This window comes from Caulobacter sp. DWR3-1-2 (assembly GCF_049896225.1).
GTDB lineage: Bacteria > Pseudomonadota > Alphaproteobacteria > Caulobacterales > Caulobacteraceae > Caulobacter.
The window spans coordinates 296,984-311,153 of record NZ_JAFCTW010000001.1; the positions used below are offsets into that span (position 1 = coordinate 296,984).

General features: G+C 65.6%; 12 protein-coding genes. 10 read left to right on the forward strand and 2 right to left on the reverse strand.

The features are described 5' to 3' along the window. Positions 1 to 103: 103 nt before the first annotated feature. Complete coding sequence (locus ACP696_RS01380; protein WP_426043382.1) at positions 104 to 1,282, forward strand: NAD(P)/FAD-dependent oxidoreductase; 1,179 nt, start codon at positions 104 to 106, stop codon at positions 1,280 to 1,282. Positions 1,283 to 1,430: 148 nt separating this feature from the next. Here the strand turns inward: ACP696_RS01380 and ACP696_RS01385 are convergent, their stop codons facing one another. Then, positions 1,431 to 3,815: a DEAD/DEAH box helicase gene (locus ACP696_RS01385; RefSeq protein ID WP_426011585.1), complete on the reverse strand. Its 2,385-nt coding sequence runs from the start codon at positions 3,813 to 3,815 to the stop codon at positions 1,431 to 1,433. Between the two features lie 280 nt (positions 3,816 to 4,095). Beyond that, on the reverse strand, positions 4,096 to 4,614 hold the full coding sequence (locus ACP696_RS01390) for a GNAT family N-acetyltransferase (protein WP_426011584.1): 519 nt from the start codon (positions 4,612 to 4,614) through the stop codon (positions 4,096 to 4,098). Between the two features lie 141 nt (positions 4,615 to 4,755). Here ACP696_RS01390 and secG point away from each other — a divergent pair, with 141 nt between their 5' ends. The 9 genes from secG (at position 4,756) to ACP696_RS01435 (ending at position 13,724) form a co-directional block, all read left to right on the forward strand. Then, positions 4,756 to 5,277, forward strand: a complete 522-nt coding sequence (secG, locus tag ACP696_RS01395) for a preprotein translocase subunit SecG (RefSeq protein ID WP_426011583.1) — start codon at positions 4,756 to 4,758, stop codon at positions 5,275 to 5,277. Positions 5,278 to 5,354: 77 nt separating this feature from the next. Further along, positions 5,355 to 7,007, forward strand: a complete 1,653-nt coding sequence (locus tag ACP696_RS01400; RefSeq protein ID WP_426011582.1) for a CTP synthase — start codon at positions 5,355 to 5,357, stop codon at positions 7,005 to 7,007. Between the two features lie 117 nt (positions 7,008 to 7,124). Next, positions 7,125 to 7,307: a 50S ribosomal protein L32 gene (gene rpmF, locus ACP696_RS01405; protein WP_007671126.1), complete on the forward strand. Its 183-nt coding sequence runs from the start codon at positions 7,125 to 7,127 to the stop codon at positions 7,305 to 7,307. 183 nt (positions 7,308 to 7,490) lie between these two features. Continuing rightward, on the forward strand, positions 7,491 to 8,489 hold the full coding sequence (locus ACP696_RS01410; protein ID WP_426043383.1) for a retroviral-like aspartic protease family protein: 999 nt from the start codon (positions 7,491 to 7,493) through the stop codon (positions 8,487 to 8,489). A 93-nt stretch (positions 8,490 to 8,582) separates the two neighbouring features. Continuing rightward, positions 8,583 to 9,863, forward strand: coding sequence for a phosphopyruvate hydratase (gene eno, locus ACP696_RS01415; RefSeq protein WP_426011580.1), 1,281 nt, complete (start codon positions 8,583 to 8,585; stop codon positions 9,861 to 9,863). Positions 9,864 to 10,217: 354 nt separating this feature from the next. Then, a complete protein-coding gene (locus ACP696_RS01420) occupies positions 10,218 to 10,514 on the forward strand; it encodes an FtsB family cell division protein (RefSeq protein WP_426011579.1) in 297 nt (98 codons plus the stop codon). A 162-nt stretch (positions 10,515 to 10,676) separates the two neighbouring features. Beyond that, complete coding sequence (pdhA, locus tag ACP696_RS01425; RefSeq protein ID WP_426011578.1) at positions 10,677 to 11,702, forward strand: pyruvate dehydrogenase (acetyl-transferring) E1 component subunit alpha; 1,026 nt, start codon at positions 10,677 to 10,679, stop codon at positions 11,700 to 11,702. Between the two features lie 37 nt (positions 11,703 to 11,739). After that, on the forward strand, positions 11,740 to 12,339 hold the full coding sequence (locus ACP696_RS01430; protein WP_426011577.1) for a hypothetical protein: 600 nt from the start codon (positions 11,740 to 11,742) through the stop codon (positions 12,337 to 12,339). After that, entirely contained in the window at positions 12,339 to 13,724 is a 1,386-nt protein-coding gene (locus tag ACP696_RS01435) for a pyruvate dehydrogenase complex E1 component subunit beta (RefSeq protein ID WP_426011576.1), read from the forward strand. Before ACP696_RS01430 ends, ACP696_RS01435 begins: the two co-directional genes overlap by 1 nt. Positions 13,725 to 14,170 lie beyond the last annotated feature (446 nt).

The following is a 14,170-nucleotide window of genomic DNA, read 5'->3' on the forward strand; positions in this document are numbered from 1 at the left end:
GACACATCGCTTTGATCGCGGCTTGGATAGCCCCCAGCATCCTCGCGATTGACTCGCTCGCTCGCCTCCTGTCGAAACGGCCCTCAACAGGAGGGCTCCGGCCTTGGAAGATTTCGACGTCGTGGTGCTGGGCGCCGGCGCGGCCGGCATGATGTGCGCTATCGAGGCGGGCAAGCGCGGGCGCCGGGTTTTGGTGCTCGACCACGCCAAGGCCCCGGGCGAGAAGATCCGCATCAGCGGGGGCGGGCGCTGCAACTTCACCAACGTCAACACCGCGCCGGCCAACTTCCTGTCGGCCAATCCGAAGTTCTGCGTCTCGGCCCTGCGCCGCTACCGGCCGTCCGACTTCATCGCGCTCGTTCAGAAGTACGACATCGCCTTCCACGAGAAGGCGCTGGGCCAGCTGTTTTGCGACGGCTCGGCCAAGCAGGTCATAGACATGCTGCTGACCGAGATGGACAGGGCTGGGGTCACACTGCGGATCGAGACCGAGATCAAGGGCGTGGCCCGGGAGGAGGGCGGCTACGTGGTCAGCACCTCGCGCGGTCCGATGCGTTGCGCCTCGCTGGTGGTCGCCACCGGCGGCAAGTCGATCCCGAAGATGGGCGCCACGGGCCTGGGCTACGACCTGGCCCAGCAGTTCGGCCTGGCGATCGTCGAAACCCGGCCGGCGTTGGTGCCCCTGACCTTCGAGGTCAAGACCCTGGAGCGCCTGGCTCCGCTGTCGGGCGTGGCGCTGGACGCCGTCGTGACCAGCGGCAGGACGAGGTTCGCCGAGGCCATGCTGTTCACTCATCGCGGCCTGTCGGGACCTTCGATTCTGCAGATCTCGTCCTACTGGCGCGAAGGCGGCGAGATCAGCGTCGACATGGCGCCGGGCGCCGACGTGTTCGCGATGCTGAAGACCGCCCGCACCGCTACCCCCAAACGGGCCCTGGCGACGGTGCTGTCGGAGCTGTTGCCCAAGCGCCTGGCCCAACTGATCGCCGAGGACGCTGGGGCCTATGGCAATCTGGCCGACTGCTCGGATGTGCTGCTGCGCGGCGTGGCCGCCACGGTCAACGCCTGGACGTTCAAGCCGGTGGGGTCGGAGGGCTATCGCACGGCGGAAGTCACGCTGGGCGGGGTCGATACCGACGGGCTGGACTCGCGGTCGATGGAGGCCAAGGCGGCGCCGGGGCTCTATTTCATCGGTGAGGTGGTGGACGTCACCGGCTGGCTAGGCGGGTATAATTTCCAGTGGGCCTGGGCGTCGGGCTGGTGCGCGGGGCAGGCGGTTTAGAAAGTCTTCCCCCTGTGGGGCAGGTGTCGCCCAATGGGCGACGGAGGGGGGAGTGATCGGCCGCCAGCCTTGGCCCGGATCGACCCTAAAACTCCCCCACCGATCGCTGCGCGATCGCCTCCCCCCACAGGGGGAGGACTTCGGATCACTACTTTTTCTTGAACGGCGCCTTAGCGCCGGCCGGCTTCTTGCCGAAGGCGGGCTTGGCGCCAAACGCCGGCTTGTCACCGAACGCGGCCCCACTCTTAAAGGCATTGGGGGCCTTGAAGGGCTTGGGACCCTTGAACGGCTTGGCGGGGCCGTCATTGCTCTTGCCGGCATAGGGCTTGCCGCCCGTCGCGCCGTCGCGGGGACGGGCGACGTAGGGGGCCTTGGCCGGCTTGGCTTCCGGATCATAGGGCACGCTCTCGCGGGCTTCACGCGGGGCGCGGCGCGGGGCTGGACCTTCGTTCAGCGGCGAATAGGCCTTGGGGGCTTCATCGCGCGGGGCGCGAGGCTTGAAGTCGCGCGGGGCCTCGTCGCGGGCGGCGGGACGCGGCTTGAAATCACGCTTGGGGCCGTCGTCACGGGGTTTGTAGTCGCGCTTGGGCTCTTCGCCGCGCGCATAGGGCCTGGCGTTCGAAACGCCGTCGGCGCTGTAGGACGACGGACGCGGCGAGCTGTCGCGCGAGCCAGGGGCGTTGGCGCGTGGCGCACGGGGGGCGTCGTCCCGTGGCGGACGCGGGCTGTATTCGCGACGCGGGCCGTCGTTGTCGTCGCGCGGCGGACGCGGCGCGTATTCCTTGCGCGGACCGGAAGCATCACGGGCGGCCGGGGCCGTGGTCGGGGTGATGGTCACGTCGTCGCGCACGGTGTTCTGGACGGCGGCGCCGAACTTCACTTCCGCCTCGGCCGAGATCTCGAACTTGGTATCGTAGTCAAAGATCCGGATCGAGCCGATGTCCTTCTTGGTGATGTGGCCCAGGCGGCAGATCAGCGGGATCAGCCACTTGGGATCGGCGTTGTTGCGACGGCCGGTATTGAGGCGGAACCAGGCCGAATTGGCCATGTCGGCGCGCGGCTCGCGCTCGGGACGGTCGCCGTCGTCGCGCGAACCCCCATCCCGCGAACCGAAGTCGCGCGGGGCGCGGTCGGCGAAGCGGTCGGCGGCGTCGTTGGAGCGCGGGCCGGCGTCGCGCGAGCCCGTTTCTCGGCTACGGGGGCCCGGATCGGCGCCGTGGCGCGGGTCGTCATAGATCTCTTCCGGAGCCGGCAGCTTGGCCCGGCGGGTGCGGATGAGGGCCGAGGCGATCTCGATCGGCGTGCGCTTGGCCAGCATGGCCTCGGCCAGGGGGGCGTCTTCTTCCATCGACGGTTCGTCGAAGATCGGGTCGTCGAGCAGGCGCTCGGTGTCCTTCAGGCGGATCTCGTCGGCGGTCGGGGCGCCGCCCCAATGGCCTTCAACGCCGGCGGCCATCAGCAACTGCTCGGCCTTGCGGCGACGGGTATAGGGCACGACGAGCGCCGAGACGCCCTTCTTGCCGGCCCGGCCGGTGCGGCCCGAACGGTGCAGCAGGGTGGCCTTGTTGACCGGGATTTCGGCATGGATCACCAGGCCCAGGTCGGGCAGGTCCAAACCGCGGGCGGCGACGTCGGTGGCGACGCAGACGCGGGCATGGCCGTCGCGCAGGGCCTGCAGGGCGTCGGCGCGTTCGCGTTGCGAAAGTTCACCCGACAGCCCGACCACGGCGAAGCCGCGCTCGCGCAGCTTGGAGTGCAGCGCGCGGACGCTTTCGCGGGTGTTGCAGAACACCAGGGCGCCGGGGCTTTCGAAATAGCGCAGCAGGTTGACGACCGCGTGCTCGATCTCGTTGGGCGCCACGCGGACGGCGCGGTATTCGATGTCTCGGTGCGGCTCGTTGCGTCCGACCGTGTCGATGCGCAGGGCGTCGTTCTGATAGCTCTTGGCCAGCTGCACGATTTCGCGCGCCAGGGTGGCCGAGAACAGTAGGGTGCGGCGCTCGCTCGGCGCGGCGTCGAGAATGAATTCCAGGTCCTCGCGGAAGCCCATGTCGAGCATCTCGTCGGCCTCGTCGAGGACGGCGACCTTCAGCTCGGACAGGTCCAGGTGGCCGCGCTCGATGTGGTCGCGCAGGCGGCCGGGGGTGCCGACCACGATATGGGCGCCAAAGTTCAGGGCGCGCTGCTCGCGGCGAGCGTCCATGCCGCCCACGCAGTTGACGACCACGGCGCCGGCGTCGGCATAGAGCCAGGCCAGTTCGCGATTAACCTGGATGGCCAGTTCGCGGGTCGGGGCGATGACCAGACACATCGGCAGGCCGGCCTTGCCGAACTTTTCGGCGTCGCCCAGCAGGGTGGTGGCGGCGGCGAGACCGAAGGCGACAGTCTTGCCCGAGCCGGTTTGGGCGCTGACCAGCAGGTCGCGGCCGACGGCGCCCTCTTCCAGCACAGCGGCCTGGACGGGGGTGGGCTCAAGGTAACCTTGAGCGGCAAGAGCCCGCTCAAGAGCGGGGTGGGAGGCGGGGAAGGGCATACAGGTCCAGTTCGTTTCAAGCGAACGGCGCACACACAAAGCGCGCGGCTCGCACCACGACCAAATACGACCCCCAAGCGGACCGTGTTCTTGGTCAATAATCTTTAGAGAATAGACCGTTTTCGTCCGGATGCCGAGAAGGGCGGGACAAAAGGGGCCTGTTGGGCGGCCTAAGGAGGCCAAAACGTTGCGGAAAGCAAGAGGGCTGGGGAAAGATTGCTGCGGTGCGGCGAAAAGGTCCGCCGCGCGTACCTCTAAAACCCTCTCAACGTGGGAGGACTTAGAACAACAGCCCAAACAGTCGGCAATCCCGCCGCTCGCCATCGCGGTCCACATGACCCTTCAGATAGCCTTCCTCCTCGAAGCCCAGCTTGCGCAGCACCTTCTCCGAGCGGATGTCGCCAACATGGGTGCGGGCGATCATCCGCTTTAGGCCGAGCGGCGAGGCGCAATGGGCCAGCAGAGCAGCGGCGGCTTCAGTGGCGAAGCCTTGGCCCCAGCCCGCCCGGGCGACGATGAAGCCCAGTTCGCCGCGATAGTGGCGCCAGTCGAGATCGACCAGCTCGCAATAGCCGAGGAACGCCCCGGAATGGGTGTGGCGGATGGCCCAGTAGAGACCGGTCCGGTCAGCCATCTCGGCGACCTGGCCCGCGACGGCGGCCTTCACCTCGTCGGGATCCTCGATGGCGGCGCGGTCCCAGTGGGCCATCACCTCAGGATCGCTCATGAACGGATAGACGTAGGGGGCGTCCTCGACGGTCAGCGGCGCCAAGGTCAGGCGTTCGGTCTCGAGGATCATGCGCGCGAACAAACCTGAAGACGGACTTGAGTGGGGCTGGTTGATCCCCAGCTATGGCGTGGGCCTGTCGCAAGTGATAGAGGGGCCGCTTCGTTTTTCGCGGTGGAATCGTCCGTCGCCCGGATCGAGATCGAATTACACATGCTCATCGGCGTTCTGCTGGCCATCAACATCATTGTTTGCGTCGTCTTGATCATCGTGGTGCTGCTTCAGCGCTCCGAGGGCGGCGCCCTTGGCATGGGCGGCGGTGGCGGCGGTTTCATGACCGCGCGCGGCGCCGGCGATCTGCTGACCCGCACGACCTGGATCCTGTTCTCGGTGTTCCTGATCATCAGCCTGACGCTGACCATTCTGACCGGCCGGATGTCGGGCGGCAATTCGGTGGTCGATCGCCTGAAGCTGGACGGCCTGGACACCAAGACCCTGGCGCCAGCGACCCTGCCAGCGCCGGGCGCGACCCTGCCGTCGGCCGCCACCACGCCTTCGACGGCCGCCCCGGCGGCCATCGAGGCTCCGGCCCCGCAGATCAGCGCCCCGACCCCGACGATCGCCACGCCCAAGCCGGCCGCCTCGATCGCCAGGCCTGCCGCCAAGACGGTCGTCGAAGCCCCGCCACCGGCGATCACGGCGCCGGCCGCCTCGACGGAAAAGCCGGCCCAGTAAGGGTCGGCTACATTTTAATGTTGATGAACAGCGGTCTTTTCGCCGCTGCCCCCGAATCGCGGCTAATCTGATTGCCCATGACCCGGTACATTTTCATCACCGGCGGCGTGGTTTCCTCCTTGGGAAAAGGCCTCGCCTCCGCAGCGCTCGGAGCGCTCCTGCAGGCGCGAGGCTACAAGGTCCGCCTTCGTAAGCTCGACCCCTATCTCAACGTCGATCCGGGCACGATGAGCCCTTATCAGCACGGCGAGGTCTTCGTCACCGACGACGGGGCCGAGACCGACCTGGACTTGGGCCACTACGAGCGCTTCACCGGCGTGTCGGCGACCAAGGCCGACAACATCACCACCGGCCAGATCTACAAGACGATCATCGAGAAGGAACGGCGCGGCGACTATCTGGGCGCGACCGTCCAGGTGATTCCGCACGTCACCAACGAGATCAAGAACTTTGTCCTTTCGCCGGCGATGGACGAGACCGGCGAGAAGCCGGTCGACTTCGTGCTGGTCGAGATCGGCGGCACGGTGGGCGACATCGAGGGCCTGCCGTTCTTCGAGGCCATCCGCCAACTGCGCCAGGACCTGCCGCGCGGCCAGAGCTGCTACGTGCACCTGACGCTGCTGCCTTTCATCAAGACGGCCGGCGAGATGAAGACCAAGCCCACCCAGCACTCGGTCAAGGAACTGCGCTCGATCGGCATACAGCCGGACATTTTGCTCTGCCGCTGCGAGCAGGAGATCCCGGTCGAGGAAAAGCGCAAGATCGCCCAGTTCTGCAACGTGCGACCCAGCGCCGTGATCCAGGCGATGGACAGCGCCTCGATCTATGCAGTGCCGATCGACTATCACAAGGAAGGCCTGGACGCCGAGGTGCTGGAAGTGTTCGGCATGGGCGACGCGCCCAAGCCCGACCTCAGCCGCTGGGAAGCCATCGACCAGACCGTCAACCACCCCGACGGTGAGGTGACCATCGCCGTGGTCGGCAAATATACGGTCTTGAAGGACGCCTATAAGTCGCTGATCGAGGCCCTGCACCACGGCGGCCTGGCCAACAAGGTCAAGGTCAATCTGGACTGGGTCGAGAGCGAGACCTTCGAGGGCGACCCCGGTGCGGCCGCGGCCCGCCTGGAGAACGCCCATGCCATCATGGTGCCCGGCGGCTTCGGCGAGCGGGGAGCTGAAGGAAAGATTCGAGCCGCCCAATTCGCCCGCGAACGCAAGGTGCCCTATTTCGGCATCTGTTTTGGCATGCAGATGGCGGTGATCGAGGTGTTGCGAAACGTGGCGGGCGTCAAGGACGCCTCGTCCAGCGAGTTTGGCCCCACCGATCGTCCCGTGGTCGGCATCATGACCGAGTGGATCAAGGGCAACGAGACCGTCCAGCGGCGCAGCAACGATGACCTGGGCGGCACTATGCGCCTGGGGGCCTATGACGCCGTCCTGACGCCCGGCTCGAAGGTCGCGGGCATCTACGGCACGACGGACATCAGCGAGCGCCACAGGCACCGCTACGAGGTCAATATCGGCTACGCCCACCTGATGGAGGACGCCGGCCTGAAACTGACCGGCCGTTCGCCCAACGGCGTGCTGCCCGAGATCGTCGAGCGCGAGGACCATCCGTGGTTCATCGGCGTGCAATATCACCCCGAGCTCAAGAGCCGCCCGTTCGCCCCGCATCCGCTATTTGCGAGCTTCATCGCGGCGGCGAAGGAGCAGGGCAGACTCGTCTAACAACCCCGGTTGCATCCTCGGGGAGTTTCAGGCATAGACGCGCCCTCACACGGCGGCCTGGGTCCTTCCCGAGTCGCCGTCTCCAGTTTCCAAGCTCAGCGAGCAGAGTCCTCTTCGATGGCCGTTCCCAAAAGAAAAACTTCGCCTTCTCGCCGGAACATGCGCCGGTCGCACCACGCCCTGGGCGCCAATTCCTTCGTGGAAGACAAGGACTCGGGCGAACTGCGTCGTCCGCACCACGTCGACCTGAAGACGGGTCTCTATAACGGCAAGCAGATCCTGACGCCGAAGGAAGACTAGTTTTCGCGGTCTCTCCGCTCCGGCGGGGCGACACGACGATGCCTGAAAGGCGGCGATCTTCGGATCGCCGCCTTTTCGCATTTTTCCCCAGGCCGCGACGGCTTGACCCGTGTTCCAAAGAACGTCGTTTTCGGCAATCTCGTCGAAAAACCATGTTATCTTGGTGACAAGGGAGACCCGCCCATGCTCACACGCCGAAATCTAACGGCGGGACTGGGATTGTCGCTACTGGCCGAACAGGCCCTGGCTAGATCCACGACGCCCGCGCCCCCGGCCATCGCGCCCCAGGCGCAGTCCTCCGCAGGGCCTTTGGTCGCGCCCGACCAGCAAGCCATCTTCGTCGACACCGCGCTGGACGCCTCCGACCGCATGACCGTCGAGGTGTTCATCGATGGGAAGGGCCCCTTCAACTTCGTGGTCGATACCGGCGCCGACCGCAGCGCGATCTCCGTCCCCTTGGCCGAGCGCCTGGGGTTGGAGCGCGGGAAGGACGTGATGCTGCACGGCGTCAGCGGCTCGGCCCTGACACCGACGGCCAAGGTGGCGCTTATGGTGTCGGGCGACTCGCGGATGAGGAACGCCCAGCTTCCGGTCCTGCCGCCTGAGCGACTCGGAGTCGATGGCCTGATGGGCATCGACATGCTCGAGGACCGCAACGTGGTGATGGATTTCCGACGCCACCGACTGGAGGTGCGTCGTAGCAGCGCCCTCAGCCCGGCCTTTTCGGGGGTGAGAGAGGTCTCGGTCATCGCCGACCAGCGTTTTGGACGTCTGACGATCGCCAATGCGCGGGTCAGCGGCGTGCGCTGCATGGCGTTCATCGATTCAGGGTCCGGCGCCAGCATCGGCAACCTGGCCCTGGCCGAGGCCATCAAGCTGCGGCTGCGCCGCCGGCCCGAGCCGAGCATGGCGGTTCATCTGATCGGAGCGGCAGGGGAGGCGACGCTCGGCGAGTTCCGGGTCGTCCGCTCGATCGAGCTGGGGTCGCTGCGGATGACAAACCTGCCGCTGGTGCTGGCCGACCTGCATATCTTCGACCTCTGGGAGCTCAACAAGCGGCCGGCGGTGCTGCTGGGGGTGGACGTGTTGAAGATGTTCGCGCGGGTCGAGCTCGATTTCGGTTCCGACCGGGTCAAGTTCCGGCTCGGCAAGGGCTGGTCGCCGCCGGCGCTGCAGGCCTGAGGGCATACGGTCGTTCGGACGATGACGTCCCGCGCCGGTTGCGGTTCGGGGTCTGCGCCGGTAAGGGGAAGCGCCTTTTGAAAGGGAGCTCCCATGACCGAGATCGTCGACATCATCGCCCGCGAAATCCTCGACAGCCGCGGCAATCCGACGGTCGAGGTCGATGTCGTCCTCGAAGACGGCGCGTTTGGCCGCGCCGCCGTGCCCTCGGGGGCCTCGACAGGCGCCCACGAAGCGGTCGAGAAGCGCGACGGCGACAAGGGTCGCTACGGCGGCAAGGGCGTGAAGTCGGCGGTCGATGCGGTCAATGGCGAGCTGTTCGACGCGCTGTCGGGCGTGGACGCCGAGGACCAGCGCCGCCTCGACACCTTGATGATCGCCCTGGACGGCACGGCCAACAAGAGCCGCCTGGGCGCCAACGCCATTCTCGGCGTGTCGCTGGCCACCGCCAAGGCCGCCGCCGAATCGGCCGGCCTGCCGCTCTACAAATATGTCGGCGGCGTCAGCGCTCGCGTGCTGCCGGTGCCGATGATGAACATCATCAATGGCGGCGCCCATGCCGACAATCCGATCGATATCCAGGAATTCATGATCCTGCCGACAGGCGCCCCGACCTTCGCCGAGGCCTTGCGCATGGGCGCGGAAATCTTCCACGGCTTGAAGAAGGCCCTGAAGGACGCCGGTCACAACACCAATGTCGGCGATGAAGGCGGCTTCGCCCCCAATCTCGGCTCGGCCGAAGACGCCCTGGCCTTCATCGTCAAGGCGGGCGAGGCGGCCGGCTACAGGTCGGGCGAGGACTTCGTGCTGGGCCTGGACGTCGCCGCCACCGAGTTCTTCAAGAACGGCAAGTACGAGCTGGAAGGCGAGGGCAAGAGCCTGGATCCGGGTCAGATGGTCGACTACCTGGCCGGCCTCGCCGACAAGTTCCCGATCCTGTCGATCGAGGACGGCATGTCGGAAGACGATTTCGAGGGCTGGAAGCTGCTGACCGACACGCTGGGCAAGAAGGTCCAGCTGGTGGGCGATGACCTGTTCGTCACCAATCCCAAGCGCCTGCAGATCGGTCTCGATCAGGGCCTGGCCAATTCGATCCTGGTCAAGGTCAACCAGATCGGCACCCTGTCGGAAACTATCGACGCCGTCGATATGGCCCACCGTGCCGCCTATACCAGCGTCATGAGCCACCGGTCTGGCGAGACCGAGGACAGCACCATCGCCGACCTGGCCGTGGCCCTGAACTGCGGTCAGATCAAGACCGGCTCGCTGGCCCGCTCGGACCGGCTGGCCAAGTACAACCAACTGCTGCGCATCGAGGAAGCCCTCGACGACCAGGCCGTCTATGCCGGTCGCGCGGTCCTCAAGGGACGCTAATCTCCGCCAACGAACGACAGGGGGCGGCGCTTCGGCGCCGCCCCTTTTTGTTTGAACACGTTCGCGCGGCAGGTGATTCTGACGCAACCGCCTAAACGCCAGGCGCCCGGCGCCAAGGTTCACCAACAATTTTTCTAAAAGCAAAACTGACCGGGCGGCCGCAGCGCCGTGAAAAACGCGCCGAAACGGCTGTTTAGATGCTGCAATGCGGTATCTAGATGCCTTTGAAACCATCTCAAATGAAAGCGTTATGATGCTGCTTTCGATCTCTTGCGGTCACCTGCCCAAACCGCCCGTTTAGTAAGGCGTTAAGCATGATCGGGCAGGGTAAACTTCCCCTGCTGGGAATCGATGATGTTCGCCCGACTGCAACCCTTCCTGCCGACTGCGGCGCTTCTCCTGTTGATCACTTACTTCGTGTTTCACGCCCTGACGGGCGAACGGGGCCTGTTATCGACGTCGCAGCGCAACGCAGATCTTGCCGCCGAGACGCTGGAGCTGAAGAAGATCCACGCCGAAAGGATGGACCTTGAGGCCCGCGCTCGTCTATTACGCAGCGGCAGTTTGTCGGAGGACCTGTTGGAGGAGCGCGCGCGTTCTCTCCTCGGATATGCCGACCCCAAGGACTACGTGATCCGTACCCAGCGCTAAGGCGCCGTACGGATTGGTTTCTGCGGAGCTGCCGACGGGATCAGGCGAACCTGACCTGTTTTCGGGTTTGACCAAGGGCTCATCGGCGCGGAACCGAAGGTTGGTTCGCACGGTGAGCTTCCAGGAGCAGGGCCGCGATGAAGATTGGCCAGGGAGAGTTGAATGGCGCGCACGCGCAAGGGTGAAGCCCCCGCGGGGAAGGCCGACGCCACCGGTGTCAACACCTTCGTCGGCAAGGACGAGCTTCTGAAATTCTACCAGAACATGCTGCTGATCCGCCGCTTCGAGGAGCGCGCCGGCCAGCTGTACGGCATGGGCCTGATCGGCGGTTTCTGCCACCTCTACATCGGTCAGGAAGCCATCGCGGTCGGCATGCAGTCGATCAAGGTCAAGGGCGACCAGATCATCACCGGCTACCGTGACCACGGCCACATGCTGGCCGCCGGCATGGATCCAAAGGAAGTCATGGCCGAGCTGACCGGTCGCGCGGGCGGCTCGTCGCGCGGCAAGGGCGGCTCGATGCACATGTTCAACATCGAAACCGGCTTCTACGGCGGCCACGGCATCGTCGGCGCCCAAGTCTCGCTCGGCACCGGCCTGGCGCTGAACAACCATTACCGGGGCAACGGAAACGTGGCCTTCGCCTATTTCGGCGACGGCGCGGCCAACCAGGGCCAGGTCTACGAAAGCTTCAACATGGCCCAGCTGTGGAAGCTGCCGGTCGTGTATGTGATCGAGAACAACCAGTACGCCATGGGCACCAGCGTCGAGCGTTCGGCGTCGGAAACCGCCTTCCACAAGCGCGGCACATCCTTCCGGATCCCCGGCGAGGAAGTCGACGGCATGGACGTCACGGCCGTCGCCGAGGCCGGCGCCCGCGCCGCCGAGCACGCCCGTAGCGGCCAGGGTCCTTTCATCCTCGAGATGAAGACCTATCGCTATCGCGGCCACTCGATGTCCGACCCGGCCAAGTACCGCACCAAGGACGAGGTCGATAACGTCAAGCAGACCCGCGATCCGATCGACCACCTGAAGGAACGCCTGGCCAAGGTCGGCGTCACCGAGGACGATCTGAAGGTGGTCGACGCCGAGGTGAAGCGCATCGTCGCCGAAGCCGCCGAGTTCGCCCGCACCAGCCCCGAGCCGGATCCCTCCGAACTCTATACCGACGTCTATCTGGAGGCCTGACGTGCGGGGCAAAGTACTCCTGGGAGTGGCGCTCTGCATGGTCGTCGCGGGCTCCATCAAGCCGGTGGCCTGGGCCGACGCGTTCGCGGCGGGGCAGGCGGCGGAAGCCGCGCCGCCAAAGCCGTTCGAAGGCTCTAGCGCCTATATGAAGTATGATCCCGAGCGCGCCATTTTCGAGTTTAAGGCGCACGAAACCGCGCCACAGACGATGACGACGGCGGAGTTTGAGACCTATGTTCAGAGCTTCCTGCGTGACGTGACCGTCATAGGCGGTGACGGCCAGCATGGAACCCAGGTCGAGTATACCGATGCCCAAGGCCAGGCCTTTCTCTGGTATCCGGGCAACAAGAAGGTGCTCGTCGGGCACTGGCGTACAAAGCTCGACGAGCAGGTCGTCGACGGCAAGACGCTCAGGTCCTTGTCGGTCTGTTTCGCGTATCCCAAGAGCAGTCGCAATCCAGTAACCGGCGCTTCGGGCGGCAAGGAGGAATGCGCCTCCGCAGCGATGCTGGTCATGGGAAGCTATTTTATGAGAACTGATCGCCGGCCTGGAGATGCTTTCAAACTGTCTTCCGGTGCGATTCCCTACGTACTAGGACGTGACGATCGTCCTATTTGGCCAGTGGAGGCCCTTTAATGGCGATCGATATTCTAATGCCTGCTCTCTCCCCGACGATGGAAGAGGGCACCCTGGCCAAATGGGTGGTCAAGGTCGGCGACACCGTCAAGGCCGGCGACGTGATCGCCGAGATCGAGACCGACAAGGCGACAATGGAAGTCGAAGCCGTCGATGAAGGCGTGATCGAAGCCATCCTGGTTCCGGCCGGCTCCGAGAACGTCAAGGTCAACACCTCGATCGCCACGCTGAAGGGCGAGGGGGAAGCCGCTTCCCCGGCTCCGGCCGCCGCGCCCGCCGCCGAAGCCGCTCCGGTGCCCGCGCCGGTCGCCGCCGCGGCTCCGGCCGTTGGCCCGATCTCGGCCGCCTCGACCTTCGCTGATCCGGAAATCCCGGCCGGCACGCCGATGAAGAAGATCACCGTGCGCGACGCCCTGCGCGACGCCATGGCCGAGGAGATGCGCCGCGACGACAAGGTCTTCCTGATGGGCGAGGAAGTCGCCCAGTACCAGGGCGCCTACAAGGTCAGCCGCGATCTGTTGCAGGAGTTCGGCGACAAGCGCGTCATCGACACCCCGATCACCGAGCACGGCTTCGCCGGCCTCGGCGTCGGGGCGGCCATGGCCGGCCTCAAGCCGATCGTCGAGTTCATGACCTGGAACTTCGCCATGCAGGCGATCGACCAGATCATCAACTCGGCCGCCAAGACGCTCTACATGTCAGGCGGCCAGATCAAGTCGTCGATCGTGTTCCGCGGCCCCAATGGCGCGGCCTCGCGGGTCGGCGCCCAGCACAGCCAGGACTACGCGGCCTGGTACGGCAACGTCCCCGGCCTGAAGGTCATCGCGCCCTATGACGCGGCCGACGCCAAGGGCCTGTTGAAGGCCGCCATCCGCGACCCGAACCCGATCGTCTTCCTCGAACACGAGATGATGTACGGCCACGAGTTCGACATCCCGGATGTCGAGGACTGGGTCGTGCCGATCGGCAAGGCCAAGGTCCGTCGTTTCGTCGCCGAGGGTCACACCGGTCCCAGCGTCACCATCGCCACCTATTCGCGGATGGTCGGCTTTGCCCTGCAAGCCGCCGAGGAACTGGCCAAGGAGGGCGTCGAGGCCGAGGTCGTCGACCTGCGCACGATCCGTCCGATGGACCACGCCACGATCCTTGAAAGCGTCAAGCGGACCAACCGTCTGGTGACGGTCGAGGAGGGCTGGGGCCCGATGGGCGTCGGCGCCGAGATTGTCGCCCGCATCACCGAGTTCGGCTTCGACTATCTGGACGCCCCGCCGCTGCGGGTTCACCAGGAAGACGTGCCGCTGCCCTATGCGGCCAATCTTGAAGCCCTGTCGCTGCCGTCGGTCCCCAAGATCGTCAAGGCGGCCAAGGCGGTCTGCTACCGCTAATGGCCAGCGGTCTCCGTTGGGAAATCACTGTGTACGACAGCTTGGAGAAAGTTTTTCAAGCTGTCGTTCCAGTTTCCGAAATGAGCAACCGTCAGCTTTCGGGCTGTTTGAAAGCCTTAGTCGCTAAGCACTTAACTGAGGGCGAAATCGTCAGTGGTTACTTGAATGGCCGATGGGGTAAAAAAAGCGGACTTCCCATTTGGACGTTCAGCCAATGATGAAGTCCGAAGACCAACTTGGCGGCTACACCTGTGGAAGCAATCCGTACGCAGTCGCGCGGGTAGTGGGAGGGGCTAATGACTAACACCCTCAACGGCTCCTGCCACTGCGGCGCGGTCCATGTGCAGCTCGACCCCGGCAAGCCGGTGGCCGAGCTGGCGTTGCGGGCCTGCCAATGCGGCTTCTGCCGTCGGCACGGCGCGCGGACCACCAGTGATCCAGGCAGC